The following is an 18,740-nucleotide window of genomic DNA, read 5'->3' on the forward strand; positions in this document are numbered from 1 at the left end:
GTGCCAGTGGGCGGCCGTCGCACGCGATCGGATATCAGCCCCTCGCCCCTCAGCCCACGCCCAGTTCGTCGAGCAGCCGGTGCATGACGTCCGGCGGGAGCGCCGGATTGTGTGCGGCGCCGTAGGCGGTGGCCGGGTCGGTCAGCAGTTCCTCGATGCGGTCGGGCGCGAGGCGCGGGTCGGCGGCGGCGGTGCCCCTGACCCAGCCGTTCTCGTCGTGACTGAGGCGCAGGATCAGCTCCGGTGCGGCGCCCGGGTCGTGGAAGACGAGCACTCGGCGGCTCGGGTCGGCGTCGTCGGCGTACCGGGCGAGGCCCCTCCCCGGGAACTGCGGTCTGTCCAGCAGGAGGGAGCGGGTGTAGCCGCTCCATTCAAGGGCCGTCCTCAGCAGCACGTCCGGTGCGGCGTCGGGTTGGTACTCGCAGGTCAGGAGCCGGACTCCGGCGTCCTCGTCGTGGGCGAGCCCGTCGACGAGGTCGGCAGGGAGGCAGGGGTTGGCGGCGGTCCGGCGCAGCCACGGGTGGGCGGAGGTCGCGGCGCGGCGCAGCGCTTCGAGGTCGTCCCGGAGGTCCCAGACCCAGCGGACGGGGCGAAGCCGGTCCTCCGGCCGCACCTCGTAGTCGATCGCGGCCCGCTGCTCCTCGGTGAGTTCCGGCCGTGCAGAGACCGCCAGGCGTACGGCGTGTTCGGGATCCGAGGCGAGGCGCGCGACCAGGTCGGGCGGCAGCGACGGGTTCCACGCGAGGGCGCTGCGCTCCCACGCGTCCTCGTTCGCCACCAGGCGTTCGGCCGTGGCGCGGGTCAGCCGGCCCCGTCTCAGAACGTCCTCGCGGTTCCGGCCTCCGGGGGTGTCGAGCAGTTCGTCGGTGCGGGCCGCGTCGTCGGGGCAGGCCCGCAGCGACGCGGCCCGGCGTACCGCGTCGTCAGGGTCCGCAAGGAGCGTCTCGCGGACACCCGGCGCCAAGTCGTCCCAGGCACGGCAGGCCGCGGCGCGGACCTTGGGGTCGGCGTGATCGGCATACCCGGCCAGCAGCCGCAGGGGGATGCTGTGCGACAGCGCCGTCCACTCGCGTACGTCGCCGTCCGGGTCCGCGAGCAGACGCTCGTACACCCCGTCAGGGAGTGGCGCGACCTCGATACGGAAGGGTTCCGGGCCGTTGCCCAGGCCCAGGCGGACCTTGTGCTCGGGGTCGTCGACCAGCCGGGCGCGATCGGCCGGGTCCGCGGTCCAGCTCTCGGCGAACGCGCCGCGTACGCGCAGGTCCGGGTGTCCGACGATGGCGTCGACCAAGCCCGGCGTGAACTCGCGGCGCAGGCACAGCCAGTGCCAGGCCACCCGGGCGTCCGGCGACAGGAGGCGGAGCAGGACGTCGTCGGGCGCGGCCGGGTTCCAGGCCAGCCCCTTGAGAATGTCCGTCCCTACGTCGGTCACTGACATGCCTCTCCGCCCCTGTCGTAACGGTGGATCATCGTACGGGCTAGGGTGATGGACAGGCCGTGACTGGCGCTGAGGTGGATGACCACCGGGGAGCGGCCCGACCAACGGGTCCTTGCCGCGCGCCTGGGCGATTGTGTCTACGACGCTCAGGAGCAGCTCATGTCCCAGGCCCGGCTCATGGACGGCGCCGGTCTCGCGCGCCGCATCGTGGAGGAGACCGCCAAGCGGTCGGCCGACCTCACCGCGCGCACCGGTGCGGCGCCCTGTCTCGCCACCGTGCTGGTCGGCGAGGACCCCGCCTCGGTCACCTACGTCCGTATGAAGCAGAACCGGTGCCGCAAGGCCGGCATCGAGTCGCGGCACGTCGCCCTGCCCGCCGCCACCACGACCGCCGAACTGGTCGACACGCTCCAGGCCCTGTCCGGTGACCCCACCGTGCACGGCATCCTGCTCCAGCACCCGGTCGGGCCGCACATCGACGAGCGCGCGGCGTTCGAGGCCATCGCTCCGGAGAAGGACGTCGACGGGGTGACGCTCAGCTCGTACTCGGCGATGAGCTTCGGACTGCCGGGCTTCGTGTCCTGCACGCCGGGCGGCATCATGCGGCTGCTCGACGCGTACGACGTCGATCCGGCGGGCAAGCGGGCCGTCGTGGTGGGGCGCAGCGCGATCCTCGGCAAGCCGGTCGGCATGCTGCTGCTCGGACGCGACGCGACGGTCACCTACTGCCACTCGCGGACGACGGACCTGTCCGCGGCGGTGCGCGAGGCCGACATCGTGGTGGCCGCCGTCGGACGGCCCCGGCTGATCCGCGGCGAGGACATCAAGCCGGGCGCGGTCGTGATCGACGCGGGCTACAGCGCCGGGAACGTCGGCGACGTCGACTTCGACACGGCCGTCACCCGAGCCGGGCTGATCACGCCGGTGCCGGGCGGCGTCGGCCCGATGACGATCGCGGTCCTGCTGGAACAGACGATCACCGCCGCCGAACGCCGGCTCGGGGCCTGAGCAGAGGGCCGGGCGCGCCACGGCTCGACCGCCCCGGCCCTCGGCGACGACGTCCTCCGCGGCCTGCGTGCCACGGACCGTGGAGGCGGCCATACTGGCCGACGTGCGAGTAGCGATCATGACGGCGGGGTCGCGGGGCGACGTCGCGCCGTACACGGGGCTGGGGCACGGGCTGGTGCGTGCCGGGCACGACGTCACCTTGGTGACGCATGGCTGTTTCGCGCCGCTGGTGGCGGGTTCCGGCGTACGGTTCCACGCGCTGCCCGTGGATCCACGGGCGGAGCTGGAGTCCGCGCGGGGGCAGGGGCTGCACCGCAGCACGACGGGCGCCGGGAAGCTGATCCGTGTCGTCGCGATGGCCCGGGCGCTCGTCGGACAGATGGCCGACGATCTGATCGAGGCCGCCCGGGTCAGCGACGTGCTCCTGCTGGCCGCCTCCGTGGCACCGCTCGGGTACGCCGTCGCCGAGGGACTGTCGCTGCCCGGCATCGGGGTCAATCTCCAACCGCTGGCTCCCACAAGGGAGTTCGCGCCGCCGTTGACCGGGGTCCGCTCCTGGGGGCCGGTGGCCAACCGGGCCGCCGGGCACGGCGTGAACCTGGCCGTGGACCGGGTCTTCGCGGCAACCGTGCGCACACTGCGGGATCGGCTGGGCCTGCCCCGCAGCGGCCCCGGCGGCACCCAACGCCTGCGTGAGCGGCAGGGCCTGCCCCAGTTCCACGGATTCAGTCCGCTGGTGGTGCCCCGGCCCCACGACTGGCGCCCCGGCCTTGACGTGTCCGGGTACTGGTGGCCGTACGACGGTCCGGGGCCCCAACTCCCGCCCGCGCTCCAGGACTTCCTGGACGCCGGGCCTCCCCCGGTCTTCGTGGGCCTGGGCAGCGCCACCGTGCCCGATGCCGAGCGGCTCAGCGGCGAGGTCGTGCGCGCCCTCAGGGCGGCCGGGCTGCGCGGTGTCGTCCAGCGGGGCTGGGGCGGGCTGCGGGCGCACGGCGAGGACATGTTCACTGTGGACGAGGTTCCGCACGCGCTGCTCTTCCCGCACATGGCCGCCGTGGTCCACCACGCGGGGGCGGGTACGACGGCCGCGGGGCTGCGCGCCGGGGTGCCCGCCGTGCCGGTGCCCGTTCAGTTCGACGAGGGGTTCTGGGCCGCACGGCTCGTCCGCCTCGGGGTGGCGCCCCGGTCCCTCCCACTGCGCAGGCTCACCTCGGACACTCTCGCCGGGGCCCTGGTGCGGGCCACGGCGCAGCCGTCGTACCGGCGGCGGGCCCAGGCCCTGGCCACCGGGATCCGCGCGGAGGACGGGGTGGCGCCGGTCCTCGACGCGGTGAACCGGCTCGGCCGCTGAGGGCCGACAAGAGCAGGGCACACCGTCAGGGCGGGGCCGGAAGGTCGTCCGGGTGCCAGCCCGCGGGGCGCAGGATGCCCAGCAGTTGACGGACGAGTTCCTCGACGACCTGGTCGAGGGTCGCGTCCACCCAGCCCGCGCTCCAGTCGTGCAGCAGGCCGTTGACGCTGCCGATGAAGGCGGTCGCGGCGATCCGGTAGTCGCGCGGCGCGGCCTCGCCGTGCTCGACGGCCTCGGCCGCCGCGGCACAGATGAAGTCCACCCAGCGGGCACGGCGGGCGAGCCGCTGCTCCTCCAACCGCGCGCTCACGCCGATGATTTCGACGAACGTGATGCGGATCCGGCGCGGATCGCCCGTCACGTTCGCGGCGTACGCGCGGAAGATCGCGGTGGCGCGCTCCGGGAGTGGCAGGCCCTGCGCCTCGGCGAGCCCGGCCAGGGCGGCCTCCTCGGCCCAGTCGTTGACCTGGAGGTGCAGGGCGGCCAGGACGTCCTCAAGGGTGCGGAACTCCTCGTAGAACTGGCGTGTCGACAGGCCGGCCGCCTCGCTGAGCGCCGCCACGGTCGTGGACCTGAACCCGGGGCTGTCGCCGAAGAGTTGGAGCGCGGCGTCCAGGAAGCGGCGGCGCCGCTCGGCCTGCCGCTCCTCGGCCGTCCTGCCGCCGTACCGGCCGGTGGGCTGTCTGAGCCTGCCCGCCACGCAAGTCCTCCCTCGCCGAGTTCGACGGCCTGTTCGGCCGTCGGCCAATTTTGTCGTGTCCGGAGTCTTGTGGAGAGAGGGCCCTCCTCCTTACTTTCCAGTAAGTCCACTCTGAATGTGGGCGTGTTCAGAATTTCCCGCCTGTCATGCACCCGCCACCGGCGCCACCGGCACGGACCCACCGGCACGCCGCAGACGACAAGGACCCCCACCATGTCCGTGCTCAGACCCCGACGCCTCTGCCTTCTCGCCGCCGCCGTCGTGCTCGCCTTCACGGGCCCGGCGACCGCCGCGACCGCGGCCACCGCACAGGTCTCCGCCGCCGACCTGCGCGAGGTGATGTTCGTGGGCAACAACTGGGACGGCACCGCCGACGTCGTTAAGTCCAGCGGTGACTTCGCGAAGATCGGCCGGGTCGACGTCGTCCCGGACAAGGAGGCGCGGCTCGCGGAGATCAACGCCGATCCGATCAAGTGGATCTACTTCATGGCCATTCGCAACGGTGTCGGCGAGGGCCACGACCAGCTCGTCGACGACATGTACTCCACGCCCGACGGCAAGTCCATGGTCGTCTCCCGCCCGAGCTTCGCCGACGTCGTCTCGATCGACCTCGCCACCGGGAAGATCAACTGGCGCTTCCCCGTGTCGGGTTACCGCGCCGACCACATGGCCGTGTCCCCCGACGGCACCCGCGTCGCCGTCTCGGCCTCGACCGCCAACACCGTGCACGTCCTCGACATCAACACCGGCAAGCAGCTCGGTTCGTTCGCCACCGGCGACAAGCCGCACGAGAACATCTTCAGCCGCGACGGCAAGTACATCTGGAACATGGCGATCGGCGACGTCAACACCTCGCTCGACGCGACGTGGCAGGACTGGACGAAGGGCGACCGGCGCATCACCGTCGTCGACGCGACCACCTTCAAGCAGGTCAAGGTGATCGACATGCGGCAGCGGCTCGACGCGATCGGTCTCAAGGACTATTCCGACGCGGTCCGCCCCGCCGTGTTCAGCCCCGACGAGTCCAAGCTGTACTTCCAGGTGTCGTTCTTCAACGGCTTCCTGGAGTACGACGTGGCCTCCGACAAGATCACCCGGGTCAAGACCCTGCCGAAGAACCCGGCCACCAGCGAGGACCGCACCACCTGGGTCAACGACTCGCGCCACCACGGCATTTCGATGAACCCTGCGGGTACCAAGCTGTGCGTCGCGGGCACGATGGACGACTACGCGACCGTCGTCGACCGCGCCACCCTCCAGGAAGGCCCGCTGGTGCCCGCCTCGAAGCCGTACTGGGCCACCGTCAGCGGCGACGGCAAGTCCTGCGTCATCTCCGAGAGCGGCGCCGACCAGATCACCGCCATCGACTTCGCCACCGGCGCGAAGACCATGTCGGTGGCGGTCGGCGACCACCCGCAGCGCGTCCGGCTGGCCCATGTGGCGGCGGACTGGAAGAGCCCGTCCGCGGGCTGACCGCAGGGCGGACAGGACCGGGCGGACAACGAGGCCTCCACGGTGATCGCGGCCGTGGGGGCGGCGCCGCGCCCTGTGAGCCGTATGAAAGGGTCGCCCGGGAACGCCGGCTCAGCGCCCGCGGCCTCCCGCCCTGCCGGAGGAGTCCGACAGGCCCGACGTACGTAGTGTGCCGACCGTCTTCAGGAGCCGGTCGGCGGGTTCGCGCAGGGTGGGATGGGCGAGAACCGTGTTGCGCAGGCCGCGCACCGGCCTGCGCAGCAGCCGGTGCGCCGCCGCCACCGGGTGGGGGCGGGTCGCGAACCCCTCGGCCACGCGCAGTTCGCGGGTTTTCAGCCAGTCCTTGTACTGCTTGTCACCGCGCCCCCAGTCCATCAGCGTCACGCCGTGCCGACCCGCCGCCTCGGCCATCCGCAGGTGCATCAGCAGGCCGGGCGAGTAGTAGCGCAGCTCGGGGTCGTACGCGGTGAACCAGCACGCGAACACCGTGCGCGACCGCGGCCCGAAGTGCGCGGCCACCGGCCGGTCACCGGCGTACACCACGGACAGCACACCGGTGAAGTGCTCCTCGCGGACCTGGAAGAGGTGGTCCACCAGGGCCACGATCCACGGCCGCGCGAACCGGTCCATCCGCCCCGTCCTGCGGTACTGGGCGGACTTCCACCGCATCAGCTGGCGCAGCACGCGCGGGTCCCGCTCGTCGAACTCGAACCGCATCTCGCCCAGGTCGCGCCCCAGCCGGCGTTCCTTCTTCAGCGTCGTCTTGGCCAGGCCCGGGTACGCGCCGCGCAGCCACTGCGCGTAGTCGCTGTCGCCGGGCTTCAGGTCGATCACCGGCGAGGCGAACGTTCCCGTGACGTATTTCCCGAACGGTTTCTGCTCGTCGATCAGGTGGTCGAACTCGAAGACGGACAACCCACAGGCCCGCAGCAGTTCCTGGGCGTCCCAGGCGACTCCTGGGCGGTGCACGAGGGCCTGGAGGTCGGAGAGGCCGAGACCGATGGCCCGCCCGACGCCGAGGGAGTTGCGCTCGTACGGGAGGAAGCCGACGGCCTCCCCGTTCTCGTGCAGGACCGCCACCCGCGCCCCACCGCGGTACCGGCCGACCCCGACCGCGAACTCCGGTGAGAGGAAGGGGTTGGCGTATTCGGGCGACTCGTCCATCACCCCGTGCCAGGCTCGGCGAAGCGACGTGCTCAGCTCGTCGGGTCTGTGAATGGTGATGTCCACCTCAGATCAGCCGTCCTTCCGCGGGATCCGCGTAAGACGTACCGGTCCGGTCCTCGGCCAGCAGGGCGTGTGGATCTTTGTTGATGGATCGCATGGACGACCGCTCCCCCCATGACGCGCAGTCCGCGTCCTGACACTTCTTTGTGTATCTCCCGATCCACGCCGGGTACGCGCTCGTTTCTCGGTCGACCGTCGCCGACCGAGATCCGAACGGTTCGGTGAGGCTCAAACGTCGCGAAACAGTACGCACGCTGTCAAGGGGGTCTGAGGCAACGATAGCCAGCAGAGCGGACGGACGGACCGCTCAGGTCAGCTGTGGGAGGCCGCCCACGAGGCGAGTTCCGTCTTCGCCGCGTTCAGCAGGGTCGTCGAGGGGGTCGTCGCACCGTTGGTGACCAGGGCGTAGTGCAGGGTGCCGGATCCGGTGGCCGTCAGCACGAGGCGCCGGCTGCCGGTGCCGCCTGGTTCGGCCGCCGCCGCGACCGGCGTGGTCGAGGTGTACGCGGGCAGGCCGTACAGGGAGCCCAGGTCCGAGACCACGGTCGTCGAGGCCGTGGGGAAGGACGCCGGAAGGTGCAGTTCCGTCGGCGTGGTCGTCCCGTCGGAGCGCCACATCAGCAGGCCGTACTGGCCGGTGCCGACCAGCTGCGAGACGTTCGGAAGGCTGCTCGGGACCGGGTTCCACGTCAGGGTCGTGGAGCCGTCGCGGGAGCGGTCCTCGTAGGTGAAGGCGACGGTGCGGCCCGCCGTGGCGCTCGGGTAGAGGCGGTCCAGGAGGCGGGCGTCCTGGCGCAGGGCGGCCTTTCCGGAGTCGTCCAGGCCGACCGCGGAGAGGTCCTCGTCGTTCCAGGCGTCGCCGGAGGTGAGCACCTTGTCGGGGTTGTTGTTCATCAGCTCGTGGTGGCGTCCGCTGTAGAGGTCCCACTGCCATTGGGAGCCGGAGAGGACGGGGCCGGAGTCGGCCGGTTTCGACCACCAACCGGCCCCCGGGACACGCGAGTCCAGCGCCTGGTACATGGCCTTCACGACGGTCGGCGCCTTGTCCGAGACCGATCCGGACAGCGGGTGGCCGAACTCGCTGACGACCGCCGTCGTACCGGCCGCCGAGGCCCGGTCGCGGACGGTCCCGAAGTCGGTGGCGTACTGGCCGTCGCCCGCCTTGCCCCACATGAAGACGCCGGAGATCCCCTTCTGGTCGTAGAAGTGGGTGTTGAACACATAGCGCGGGCCGAGGGTGCCCGCGTCGAGCAGGCCGCCCTCCTGCTTCTGGAAGTCGATGTTGGCGTTCCAGAAGAGGTTCGGTTCGACGAAGGCGGGCTTGGCCCCCCAGCCGGCCGCGTCCATCCGGGCCCGGAACTTCACGTAGAACGGCCAGAGGACGTTCTGTTCCCAGCTGCGGCTGGTCTGCCCGGAGTCGTAGGTGCCCGCGAACGGCTCGTTGAAGGGGTCGAAGCCGACCACGCCCGCGAACTCGGCCGGGGCGAGGTGCTCTCGGACGTAGGTCATCGTGGTCTGGGCGGTGGTGAGGAAGGCGTCCTGGAGGCCGTAGGCGTTGTGCCAGAAGTCGTACGACGCCTGCTTGACGGCCCCGTTCTGGGTGATGTTCTGGCCCCAGAAGAGGCAGATCCCGCAGGACTCCTGGGGGTAGTTGCCCGCGTCCACGGCCCACTTGGGGGCGCCGTCGCCGCTGTACCAGCTTCCCGAGTTGAAGAGGTAGCGGGAATAGAGGTCCTGGTGGAAGTCGGGGTAGACGCGGATCCCGGCGTCGAGGAAGGCGCGGATCTGGTCGGTGGCCGCGGCGAGGTAGCCGGTGTCGACCTGGCCGCGGGCGGGTTCGGCGTGCGCCCAGGAGAGCAGGAAGCGCACGGAGTTGCCGCCGCCGAGGGCGCGCAGCGCGGTGGCGGACTTCTTGGCGTCGGCGACCGACGCGAAGGGCAGTCCGCTGTTCTCCTCGAGTTTCGTCTCGCCCGAGACGTTGTAGCCGCGCAGCACGACCTCGCGGCCGAGCCCGTCGGCGAAATGGCCGTTCGCGACCGTGAGGGTGGCGGCCGCGGGTTCGTCGAACCAGAGGGAGTCGGGGAGTCCGTCCGCGGCGGCGGGCTGGACGCCGCCCGCCGCCGTGAGGAAACCGGTGAGGAGTACGAGGACGCCGAGCAGACGCGCACGTAACTTCGCCATGCTCACTACAGTCCGGGCGCATCGGGCATCCGTCAACACCCCTGACTCATGAGTAAGTTTCTGGTTTCAGCCGTCCCTGCCGTGCCATGTCGGCTCATGTCACCCGCCGACCCGCCGTGTCATGTTCAGCAGGTACTCCTTGCGGTCGAGGGGGTTGAGGTCGGTCCGCGGCCGGTCCGGGACCGTGGCGCCCCCGACCGGCGCGTAGTGGTCGAAGGCGCATTCCAGTTCGCCTTCTCCGCGGGTCAAGGCCGGTAGCTGCTGCTCCAGTTCATGCACCCGGGCGACCGGGACGCGGCCCTCCAGGACGCACGACGTGCCGTGGGTCGCGGTGGCGCCCGGGACGGCGCGCTGCTTCGCCAGCAGGGGCAGGACGGCTCCCAGCGTGTCCGCCGGGAGCTCCAGACGGAAGCGGTGCATCGGCTCGTACACCTGCGTGCCCGCCTCGCGCAGCGCGGCCACGAGCACGAGCGGGGTCAGGCCCCGGAAGTCGGCGCCTGTGCTGGACATGCTCTTGTCGAAGCCCTGGTGGGCGTGGCTCTGCCGGGGCCAGTAGCCGGAGTGGGTCATGGTGACCGTGCAGTCGGGGACCTGCCAGCCGTGCAGGCCCTGCCCCAGCGTCTCCCTCACCGTGTCCTCGACCGCCTTGAAGAACGCGTAGGGCATCGCGCCGAGTTCGACCTCCAGCCGGAATTCCACCCCGGAGCCGACCGGTGCCGGATCGATGCGCAGTCCGACGGTGGCGAGGAAGGGATTGAGGTCCTTCTTGATGAACTCGACGGCCGCTCCCGTGCCGACGGGCCGTTCGACGCAGAGAGGTGTCGTCTCGCAGAACGTGACGTCCAGGCCGAATGCTTCGGCGAGCGTCGCCTGAATGACCTCCTTCTGCACCTCTCCGTAGAGCGAGACGGAGATCTCCCCTCGCACCTCGTCGTACCGCAGGTTGATCAGCGGGTCCTGCTCGGCGAGTTGGGTCAGCGCGAAGTGCAGCGCACCCTTGTCGGCCGGGCCGACGGGAGCGACGACGGTTTCGAGGGTAGGCGGGGAGAAGTGCTGTTCGCCCGAGGTCTTGGGCGGTACGCCGAGGAAGTCGCCGATCCGGATGTCCGCCAGGCCCCAGAGCTTGCCGATCCGCCCTGCCTCCACGGCCGTCGCGCGCACGTCCGAGCCGGCGTCGAACACGCTGATCGCGGTGACTTTCCCCTCCGCACCGCCGGGCAGTGGCAGCCGGTCCCGCGTGCGCACGGTCCCCGAGAACATCCGCGCGTACGCGATCTTCTCTCCCGCGGGGCCCCGCTCGACCTTGAAGACGGTGCCCGAGGCCGGCCCGTCGACGTCGCCCTCGGCCGCGGGAAGCAACTCCTTGATCCCCGCGATGAGTTCGGCGACGCCCGCCCCGGTCATGGCGGAGCCGAAGAACACCGGGTGCACCAGGGCCTGGCGGGTCTGCTCCGCGAGTTCGGCGCGCAGTTGGCCATACGAGACGGCTCGCTCGTCGTCGACGTATGCGGCGAGCAGTCCGTCGTTGTGCTCGGCGAGCCGGTCCAGCAGACGCGGGCCGAGAGCCTCGGCATCGAACGGGATGAAGGAGGCGCCGCGCGTGCCCGCTTCGCCGGCCTCGCCCATCGGGACGATCGCCGGGGTGAGCCGCGCGGAGATGTTCCGCAGCACGCGCTCGTACTGCGCCCCGGCGCGGTCGATCTTGTTCACGAGGATGACCGTGGGAATGCGCAGGCGCTGAAGCGTCCGCATCAGCACACGGGTCTGCGCCTGTACGCCCTCCACGGCGGAGATGACCAGCACCGCGCCGTCGAGCACGCTCAGCACCCGTTCCACTTCCGCGATGAAGTCCGGGTGACCGGGAGTGTCGATCAGATTGACGGTGAGGTCGTCGACCGCGAACGACACCACGGCGGACTTGATCGTGATCCCGCGCTGCCGCTCCAGCGCCAGGGAGTCGGTCTGTGTGCTGCCGTCGTCGACGCTGCCGATCTCGTCGATGATCCCGACGGTGTGCAGCAGCCGCTCGGTCAGGCTTGTCTTACCGGCGTCTACATGCGCCAGAATTCCCAGGTTCAGCAAATGCACCGGGTGTCATGTCCTTAGAAATGGGAGTGATTCCTTCCTGGGGGGACATGAACGGTGCGCGCATTACTGCTCCTTGGGCCTGCGGAATACGGATCACGGCGGACGCGGATCTCCGTGCGCCCGTCCCGCTCAGTGCAGCAGGTTTCCGTGCGCGACAGCAACGGATTAACGCTCAACAAACCCTGTCGCAGCACTCGCCCCTCTCGGGGCTCAGTCCTAGAGTGACGCCCATCACGTCCGGTGGCTGATTTCCCTCGCACGGTTCCCTGGGAGGGCACATGACCCGTATCTCGGTGAAGGTGGACGGCACGACGTACGAGGACGAGGTGGAACCTCGTCTTCTCCTGGTCCACTACCTGCGCGACCGCCTGGGCCTGACCGGCACCCCGATCGGCTGCGACACCTCCAACTGCGGGGCCTGCACGGTCGACCTCGACGGGGAGACCGTCAAGAGCTGCTCGGTGCTGGCAGTCCAGGTCGACGGGAGCGAAGTGACCACCATCCAGGGGCTGGCCCGGGACGGGGAGTGGCATCCGCTGCAGAAGGCGTTCCACGAGCGGCACGCGCTGCAGTGCGGGTACTGCACCCCGGGCATGATCATGGCGGCCCGGGATCTGCTCCGGGAGAACCCGGATCCGGCTCCGCGGGAGGTGCGGGAGGCGCTGGAGGGCAACCTCTGCCGCTGCACCGGCTACCAGAACATCGTGCGCGCGGTCCTCGCCGCCTCCGCCACCTCTGGTCAGGAGGTCGCGCCATGACCGACCAGGCCACCGAACGCGAAGTCGGCCGTTCCCGGCCCCGCAAGGAGGACGCCCGGCTGGTCACCGGCCAGACCACCTGGACGGACAACATCTCGGTCCCCGGGCTGCTGCACCTGGCGATCCTGCGCAGTCCCATGGCGCACGCCCGCATCGACCGCGTCGACGTCTCCCCCGCCCGTGAACGGCCCGGTGTCGTCGCCGCGTTCAGCGGCCGCGACCTCGCCGAGGGCCTCGGCTCGCTGCCCTGCGCCTGGCCGGTCACCGAGGACATCGTGCTGCCCGACCATCCGCCCATCGCCGTCGACGAGGTGCGCCACGCGGGCGACCCGGTGGCCGTCATCGTGGCGCGCGACCGGTATGCGGCCGCCGACGCGCTGGAGGCCGTCGAGGTCGACTACACCCCGCTGCCCCCGGTTCTCGACCTGGAGGCCGCGCTCGCCGACGACGCCCCGCTGGTCCACACGGACAAGGGAACCAACCGCTGCTACGACTGGAAACTGGCCACCGGCGAGGACTACGCCGCCGCCCGGCACCGCTCCGACGTCGTCCTGCGCCGCCGCTACCACCAGCAGCGGCTGATCCCCAACGCCATGGAGCCGCGCGCCGTCGTCGTCACGCCGCTCGCCGCCTCCGGCGAGTACACCGTCCACTCCTCGACGCAGATCCCGCACATCCTGCGGATCATGCTGGCCGTCGTCACCGGCATCCCCGAGCACAAGCTGCGCGTGATCGCCCCCGACGTCGGCGGCGGCTTCGGCTCCAAGCTCCAGGTGTACGGCGAGGAGGCCCTCACGCTCGCCGTCGCCCGGCGACTGGGGCGGCCGGTGAAGTGGACCGAGTCGCGGTCCGAGGGCTACCTCGCCACCCATCACGGGCGCGGCATGATCCAGGACATCGAGATCGCCGCGAACCACGACGGCGGGATCAACGGGCTCAAGGTCCGGCTGCTCGCCGACATGGGCGCGTACTTGATGCTCGTCACCCCGGGCATCCCGATCCTCGGCGCGTTCATGTACCCGGGGATCTACAAGATGGACGCGTACGACTTCACGTGCACCGGCGTGTTCACGACCCGCACCCCCACGGACGCCTACCGCGGCGCCGGGCGCCCCGAGGCGACGTATGCCATCGAAAGGATCATGGACGAGCTGGCCGTCGAACTCGGCCTGGACCCCATCGAGTTGAGGCGCCGCAACTGGATCGGGCACGAGGAATTCCCGTACACGACCGTCGCGGGACTCACCTACGACAGCGGCAACTACGAGGCCGCCACGGACCGGGCGCTCGCGCTCTTCGGATACGACGAGCTGCGCTCGGAACAGCACAAGCGCAACGAACGCGGGGACGCCGTACGGCTGGGCATCGGAGTGTCCACGTACACGGAGATGTGCGGGCTCGCGCCGAGCCGGGTGCTGCGGGATCTGCGGTACTCGGCCGGCGGCTGGGAGGCGGCGAGCATCCGCATGCTGCCGACCGGCAAGGTCGAGGTGGTCACCGGCACCAGCCCGCACGGGCAGGGGCATGTGACCTGCTGGAGCCAGATCGCCGCCGACGTGCTGGGCGTGCCCTTCGAGGACGTCCAGGTGCTGCACGGCGACACCGGCACGGCCCCGCAGGGCATGGACACCTACGGCTCGCGCTCGCTCGTGGTGGGCGGGGCCGCGGTGCACCACGCCGCGCAGAAGGTCGTGGACAAGGCTCGGAAGGTCGCCGCGCATCTGCTGGAGGCGAGCGAGCACGACCTGGAGTTCACCCACGGCGTGTTCTCCGTGAAGGGTTCGCGCGAGGCCCGCAAGAGCATCCAGGAGATCGCCTTCGAGACGTTCTCCTCGCACGACCTGCCCGACGGCATGGAACCCACCATCAACGCCGAGCACCTGCTCGATCCGGAGAACTTCTCCTACCCGCACGGGACGCACCTGTGCGCGGTCGAGGTCGACACGGAGACGGGCAGGACGTCGATCCGCTCGTACGTCTGCGTGGACGACGTCGGCCGTGTCATCAACCCGATGATCGTCGAGGGACAGGTGCACGGCGGCCTCGCGCAGGGCATCGCGCAGGCGCTGTACGAGGAGGCCGTCTACGACGGCGACGGCAACCTGGTCTCCGGCACGATGGCCGACTATCTCGTGCCGTCGTCGGCGGACCTGCCGGACTTCGTGACGGACCGGACCGAGACGCCTTCCACCACGAATCCCCTTGGCTCAAAAGGGGTCGGCGAGGCCGGGACGATCGCGTCGACGCCCGCCGTAGTCAACGCGATCGTGGACGCGCTGCGCCCGCTGGGCGTCACCGAAGTCGCGATGCCCTGTACTCCGCAACGGGTCTGGGAGGCCCTCCAGGAGGCTTCGACATGATTCCCCCTGCATTCGAATACGCCAGGCCGACGAGCGTCGACGAGGCCGTACGCACCCTGGCGGACGCCGGTGAGGACGCCAAGGTCCTCGCCGGCGGGCAGAGCCTGCTGCCGCTGCTCCGGCTGCGGCTCGCGTTTCCCGAACTCGTCGTCGACGTGGGCCGGATACCCGAGCTTCGCGGGATCCGCGAGGACGAGGGCACGCTGATCATCGGCGCGATGACCAGCCACCACGACGTGATCCGCGACCCGCGGGTGCGCCGGCACGCGGGGCTGCTCGCGGCGGCCACGGCCACGGTCGCCGATCCCGCCGTACGCCATCGCGGCACCCTCGGCGGGTCACTGGCCCACGCCGATCCGGCCGGTGACCTGCCCGCCGTGGTCCTCGCCCTGGACGCCACACTGCTGGCGGTGGGGCCGCAGGGAGCGCGGGCCATCCCCGCCCGGGAGTTCTTCATCGACTATCTGCAGACCGCGCTGCGGCCCGACGAGCTGCTCGTGGAGGTGCAGATCCCGACGGCCGACAACTGGGGGTTCCACTACGAGAAGTTCCAGCGGGTCGCACAGGCGTGGGCGGTGGTCGGCGTGGCCGCACTCGTGCGCCGTGACAACGGGCACATCGCCCAGGCGCGGATCGGGCTGACCAACATGGGGCCGACCCCGCTGCGGGCGGCGGCCACCGAGGAGACGCTCTTCGGCGCCGCGGACGCCGGCGCGGTGGCACGCGCCGCGGAGGCGGCCGCCGACGGCACCCATCCGTCGGCCGATCCGTCGGCGTCGCCCGCCTACCGCGCGCACCTCGCCCGGGTGCTCACCCGGCGCGCGGTGCTGGCCGCCGCCGGCCTCGGGTGAGGAGCCCATCGCCCACATGGCCGGGGACGGCTACGGCGTGACCGGTCCGGACGAGGTGCGCGCCCGGCTGGAGCGGACGGGTTACCTTGTCGACGACGGGCTGGCCGTCGCCTGCTTCCTGGCGCTGCGGCTGCACCGGCCGATCTTCTGCGAGGGCGACGCGGGCGTGGGCAAGACCGCACTCGCCTCCGCCCTCGCGGACGCGATCGGCGCCCCGCTGATCCGGCTCCAGTGCCACGAGGGCATCGACGCCTCCCAGGCCCTGTACGACTGGGACTTCCCGCGCCAGCTGTTGCATCTACGGGCCGCCGAGGCGGCCGGTGTCACCGACCCCGACCGTCTCGAAGGAGAGCTGTACGACCGGCGGTTCCTGATCGCCCGTCCCCTGCTCCGGGCGCTGGAGACCCAGCCGTCCGTGCTCCTCGTCGACGAAGTCGACCGCGCGGACGACGAGTTCGAGGCGTTCCTGCTGGAGCTGCTGTCGGAGTACGCCGTCACGATCCCCGAACTGGGCACGCTCCGCGCCGAGTTGCCGCCGGTCGTCGTCCTGACGTCGAACCGCACGCGCGAGGTGCACGACGCGTTGAAGCGGCGCTGCCTCTACCACTGGTTCGACCATCCCGGCTTCGCCCGCGAACTCGCCATCGTGCGAAGGAGGTTGCCGGGTGTGACGGCCCGGCTGGCCGAGCAGGTGACCACCCTCGTGCAGGCACTGCGCGCCGAGGACCTGCTCAAGCCGCCCGGTGTGGCGGAGACGATCGACTGGGCGCAGGCCCTGGACGCGCTCGGAGCGACCGAGGTGGACGCTGAGTTGGCGGTGGCCACGCTGGGATCGGTCCTGAAGTACCGGGAGGACGCGGAGCGGGCCCGGGGGCTGGACCTGACGGCGATCCTCGCGGCGCGCGGGGCGTAAGGACATGGCGGGCGGGGACGGCCCCGGCCTTGCGGGACGCAGAACGTCCGCCATGCTCGACGCCTCCGCCGTCCTCGTCGGGTTCGCCCGCGCGCTGCGCGCGGCGGGGGTGGACGCCGGGCCCGACCGCGTGCAGGCGTTCCTCGGCGCGCTCGACGCCCTCGATCCCGGCGTGCGCGCGGACGTGTACTGGGCCGGGCGGCTCACCCTGTGCGGGAGCCGGGACGACCTGGAGCGCTACGAGCGGGTCTTCGCGGCGTACTTCGAGGCCGCGGCCGACGGCTCGACAGCGGTGCGGGCGTCTGCGGTGCCGCGGCTGCGCAGGGGCCTACGGGACGCCGAGGCCGCTCCCGGCACGGCGGCGCGGGCCGATGCCACACTTCCGGCGCCCGCGCTGGCCAGCGCCACGGAAGTGCTGCGCCACCGCGACATCGCCGGGCTGACCGGTGCCGAGCGGGAGCAGCTGCGGCGGCTGCTGGCCGCGTTCACCCTGCGCGGCGAGGCCCGGCGCACCGCGCGGCGGCATCCGGCCCGGCGCGGCAGCATCGATCCGCGGCGCACCGTACGGGAGTTGCTGCGCCGCGGCGGCGAACCGGCCCGCCCACGGCTGCACGCGCGGGCCGACCGCCCGCGCCGGGTCGTGCTGCTCGTGGACGTCAGCGGCTCCATGGCCCCGTACGCGGACGCACTGCTCCGCTTCGCCCACGCGGGCGCACGCGGCACCCGCACGGAGGTCTTCACGATCGGCACCCGGCTCACCCGGGTGACCCGGGAGCTGACACATCGCGACCCCGACACGGCCATGGCGGCTCTCGCGGCGGCCGTCCCGGACTGGAGCGGCGGGACCCGGCTGGGCGAGATGCTGCGCGGCTTCCTGGACCGCTGGGGTCAGCGCGGCATGGCGCGCGGCGCGGTCGTGGTGCTGCTCTCCGACGGCTGGGAGCGTGGCGATCCCGCCCGGCTCGCGGACCAGATGCGACGCTTGCGGCGGCTCGCGCACCGGGTGATCTGGGCCAATCCGCGCAAGGCCCGCCCCGGTTACGCACCCCTGGCCGCCGGTATGGCGGCGGCCCTGCCGAGCGTGGACGCGTTCGTCGAGGGGCACAGCCTGGCCGCCCTGGAGCGTCTGGCGGCGGTGGTGAGAGGAGCGGACGATGCGTGACATTCTTCCGGCGCTGAACCGGTGGTACGCGGCGGGCGAGCCGTTCGGCCTGGCCACGGTCGTCGCGGTGAGCCGCAGCGCGCCGCGCGATCCCGGCGCGGCCATGGCGGTCGGCCCGGACGACGAGGTGGTGGGGAGCGTGTCCGGCGGCTGCGTGGAGGGCGCGGTCTTCGAACTGGCCCAGCAGGTGGTGGAGTCCGGCGAGGCGCGGCTGGAGACCTTCGGGTACAGCGACGAGGACGCGTTCGCCGTCGGGCTCACCTGCGGCGGCGAGATCACCCTGCTCGTGCGCCGGGTGTCCCCCGCCGACGATCCCTCCTTCGGGGCGGTCGCCGAGTCGGTGGCGGCGAGCCGCCCCGTGACCGTGGCGACGGTGATCGACGGACCGGCCCGGCGCAGCGCCTCGCTCGCCGTGTGGCCCGACGGCGTGTCGGGCTCCCTCGGCTCGACCGGCCTCGACGTGGCGGTGACCGCCGACGCACGCGGTGAACTGGCCCTGGGCGCCACGGGCCGGCGGCACTACGGACCGGACGGCGAGCGGCGCGAGGACGCCGTCACCGTCTTTCTGCACTCCTTCGCCCCGCCACCGCGGATGCTGGTCTTCGGCGCGATCGACTACGCGGCCGCCGTGGCCCGCATCGGCGACTTCCTCGGCTACCGGGTGACGGTCTGCGACGCCCGCCCCGTCTTCGCCACCCCCCAGCGCTTCCCGGCGGGCGTGGAGGTCGTCGTCGACTGGCCCCACCGCTACCTGCGCGGCACGACCACGGACGCCCGCACGGTCATCTGCGTCCTCACCCACGACCCGAAATTCGACGTTCCCCTTCTGCAAGAGGCGCTGCGCCGCCCGGCGGCCTACATCGGTGCGATGGGCAGCCGTCGCACCCACGACGACCGCGCGACGCTCCTTCGCGAGGCGGGACTCGGTGACGACGAGCTGTCCCGCCTGCGCTCCCCCATCGGCCTCGACCTCGGCGCGCGCACGCCGGAGGAGGTGGCGGTCTCCGTCGCCGCGGAGATCGTCGCGCTGCGCTGGGGCGGCAGCGGCTCGCCGCTCGGGGCGACGGGCGGGGCGATCCATCCGCGGAGACCGGAGTAAGGATCGCGGTTCACCCAAGCCTCATGAATTCGAGCGGAAGCTTCCGCGACGTCCCCTTGTCAGGTGGCAAACATGTTGCTGTCGCACTCAATTCGGGCGCAACCAATGGCGTGCATCAGCGATCACACGAG

14 protein-coding genes and 1 riboswitch are annotated in these 18,740 nt (G+C 71.6%); of the genes, 9 read left to right on the forward strand and 5 right to left on the reverse strand.

Annotated elements, in window-relative coordinates:
- Positions 1–49 precede the first annotated feature (49 nt).
- Positions 50–1,438 carry a hypothetical protein gene (locus AB5J56_RS03745; protein WP_369229979.1) on the reverse strand — a complete coding sequence of 463 codons (1,389 nt, stop codon included), beginning with the start codon at positions 1,436–1,438 and terminating at the stop codon, positions 50–52.
- A 49-nt stretch (positions 1,439–1,487) separates the two neighbouring features.
- Positions 1,488–1,574: riboswitch (ZMP/ZTP riboswitch) on the forward strand.
- A 23-nt stretch (positions 1,575–1,597) separates the two neighbouring features.
- Between AB5J56_RS03745 and AB5J56_RS03750 the strand changes: the two genes are divergently transcribed.
- Together AB5J56_RS03750 and AB5J56_RS03755 are read left to right on the forward strand one after the other, a co-directional pair.
- A complete protein-coding gene (locus AB5J56_RS03750; RefSeq protein WP_369229980.1) occupies positions 1,598–2,446 on the forward strand; it encodes a bifunctional 5,10-methylenetetrahydrofolate dehydrogenase/5,10-methenyltetrahydrofolate cyclohydrolase in 849 nt (282 codons plus the stop codon).
- Between the two features lie 118 nt (positions 2,447–2,564).
- Positions 2,565–3,797, forward strand: coding sequence for a glycosyltransferase (locus tag AB5J56_RS03755; RefSeq protein ID WP_369242345.1), 1,233 nt, complete (start codon positions 2,565–2,567; stop codon positions 3,795–3,797).
- 25 nt (positions 3,798–3,822) lie between these two features.
- Here the strand turns inward: AB5J56_RS03755 and AB5J56_RS03760 are convergent, their stop codons facing one another.
- Positions 3,823–4,497 (reverse strand): TetR/AcrR family transcriptional regulator, encoded by a 675-nt coding sequence (locus tag AB5J56_RS03760; RefSeq protein ID WP_369229982.1) that lies wholly within the window; start codon positions 4,495–4,497, stop codon positions 3,823–3,825.
- A 213-nt stretch (positions 4,498–4,710) separates the two neighbouring features.
- Here AB5J56_RS03760 and AB5J56_RS03765 point away from each other — a divergent pair, with 213 nt between their 5' ends.
- Positions 4,711–5,970 (forward strand): YncE family protein, encoded by a 1,260-nt coding sequence (locus AB5J56_RS03765; protein ID WP_369229984.1) that lies wholly within the window; start codon positions 4,711–4,713, stop codon positions 5,968–5,970.
- Between the two features lie 111 nt (positions 5,971–6,081).
- Here AB5J56_RS03765 and AB5J56_RS03770 read toward each other — a convergent pair whose 3' ends face one another.
- From AB5J56_RS03770 to AB5J56_RS03780, 3 genes are all read right to left on the reverse strand, one after another.
- Complete coding sequence (locus AB5J56_RS03770) at positions 6,082–7,200, reverse strand: GNAT family N-acetyltransferase (protein WP_369229986.1); 1,119 nt, start codon at positions 7,198–7,200, stop codon at positions 6,082–6,084.
- A 309-nt stretch (positions 7,201–7,509) separates the two neighbouring features.
- Positions 7,510–9,378: an endoglycosylceramidase gene (locus AB5J56_RS03775; RefSeq protein WP_369229988.1), complete on the reverse strand. Its 1,869-nt coding sequence runs from the start codon at positions 9,376–9,378 to the stop codon at positions 7,510–7,512.
- A gap of 99 nt (positions 9,379–9,477) precedes the next feature.
- Positions 9,478–11,466 carry a GTP-binding protein gene (locus AB5J56_RS03780; protein WP_369229990.1) on the reverse strand — a complete coding sequence of 663 codons (1,989 nt, stop codon included), beginning with the start codon at positions 11,464–11,466 and terminating at the stop codon, positions 9,478–9,480.
- Positions 11,467–11,744: 278 nt separating this feature from the next.
- Here AB5J56_RS03780 and AB5J56_RS03785 point away from each other — a divergent pair, with 278 nt between their 5' ends.
- The 6 genes from AB5J56_RS03785 to AB5J56_RS03810 are packed head-to-tail and all read left to right on the forward strand — an operon-like array spanning position 11,745 to position 18,609.
- A complete protein-coding gene (locus AB5J56_RS03785) occupies positions 11,745–12,224 on the forward strand; it encodes a (2Fe-2S)-binding protein (protein ID WP_369229992.1) in 480 nt (159 codons plus the stop codon).
- Positions 12,221–14,584 carry a xanthine dehydrogenase family protein molybdopterin-binding subunit gene (locus AB5J56_RS03790; protein WP_369229994.1) on the forward strand — a complete coding sequence of 788 codons (2,364 nt, stop codon included), beginning with the start codon at positions 12,221–12,223 and terminating at the stop codon, positions 14,582–14,584. The genes AB5J56_RS03785 and AB5J56_RS03790 overlap by 4 nt, the downstream gene beginning before the upstream one ends.
- Positions 14,581–15,435, forward strand: coding sequence for a xanthine dehydrogenase family protein subunit M (locus AB5J56_RS03795; protein WP_369229996.1), 855 nt, complete (start codon positions 14,581–14,583; stop codon positions 15,433–15,435). Before AB5J56_RS03790 ends, AB5J56_RS03795 begins: the two co-directional genes overlap by 4 nt.
- Before the next feature lie 16 nt (positions 15,436–15,451).
- Positions 15,452–16,348, forward strand: coding sequence for an AAA family ATPase (locus AB5J56_RS03800; RefSeq protein ID WP_369229998.1), 897 nt, complete (start codon positions 15,452–15,454; stop codon positions 16,346–16,348).
- A gap of 52 nt (positions 16,349–16,400) precedes the next feature.
- Positions 16,401–17,510 carry a VWA domain-containing protein gene (locus AB5J56_RS03805; protein WP_369230000.1) on the forward strand — a complete coding sequence of 370 codons (1,110 nt, stop codon included), beginning with the start codon at positions 16,401–16,403 and terminating at the stop codon, positions 17,508–17,510.
- Entirely contained in the window at positions 17,503–18,609 is a 1,107-nt protein-coding gene (locus tag AB5J56_RS03810; protein WP_369230002.1) for an XdhC family protein, read from the forward strand. Before AB5J56_RS03805 ends, AB5J56_RS03810 begins: the two co-directional genes overlap by 8 nt.
- Positions 18,610–18,740 lie beyond the last annotated feature (131 nt).

The organism is Streptomyces sp. R21, assembly GCF_041051975.1.
In the GTDB taxonomy this organism is placed as follows: domain Bacteria; phylum Actinomycetota; class Actinomycetes; order Streptomycetales; family Streptomycetaceae; genus Streptomyces.

Excerpts from the sequence above, each read along its gene's own strand:
- AB5J56_RS03745 (WP_369229979.1), bottom strand. The coding sequence starts at position 1,438 with ATGTCAGTGACCGACGTAGGGACGGACATTCTCAAGGGGCTGGCCTGG.
- AB5J56_RS03750 (WP_369229980.1), top strand. The coding sequence starts at position 1,598 with ATGTCCCAGGCCCGGCTCATGGACGGCGCCGGTCTCGCGCGCCGCATC.
- AB5J56_RS03755 (WP_369242345.1), top strand. The coding sequence starts at position 2,565 with ATGACGGCGGGGTCGCGGGGCGACGTCGCGCCGTACACGGGGCTGGGG.
- AB5J56_RS03765 (WP_369229984.1), top strand. The coding sequence starts at position 4,711 with ATGTCCGTGCTCAGACCCCGACGCCTCTGCCTTCTCGCCGCCGCCGTC.
- AB5J56_RS03775 (WP_369229988.1), bottom strand. The coding sequence starts at position 9,378 with ATGGCGAAGTTACGTGCGCGTCTGCTCGGCGTCCTCGTACTCCTCACC.
- AB5J56_RS03785 (WP_369229992.1), top strand. The coding sequence starts at position 11,745 with ATGACCCGTATCTCGGTGAAGGTGGACGGCACGACGTACGAGGACGAG.
- AB5J56_RS03790 (WP_369229994.1), top strand. The coding sequence starts at position 12,221 with ATGACCGACCAGGCCACCGAACGCGAAGTCGGCCGTTCCCGGCCCCGC.
- AB5J56_RS03795 (WP_369229996.1), top strand. The coding sequence starts at position 14,581 with ATGATTCCCCCTGCATTCGAATACGCCAGGCCGACGAGCGTCGACGAG.
- AB5J56_RS03800 (WP_369229998.1), top strand. The coding sequence starts at position 15,452 with ATGGCCGGGGACGGCTACGGCGTGACCGGTCCGGACGAGGTGCGCGCC.
- AB5J56_RS03805 (WP_369230000.1), top strand. The coding sequence starts at position 16,401 with ATGCTCGACGCCTCCGCCGTCCTCGTCGGGTTCGCCCGCGCGCTGCGC.
- AB5J56_RS03810 (WP_369230002.1), top strand. The coding sequence starts at position 17,503 with ATGCGTGACATTCTTCCGGCGCTGAACCGGTGGTACGCGGCGGGCGAG.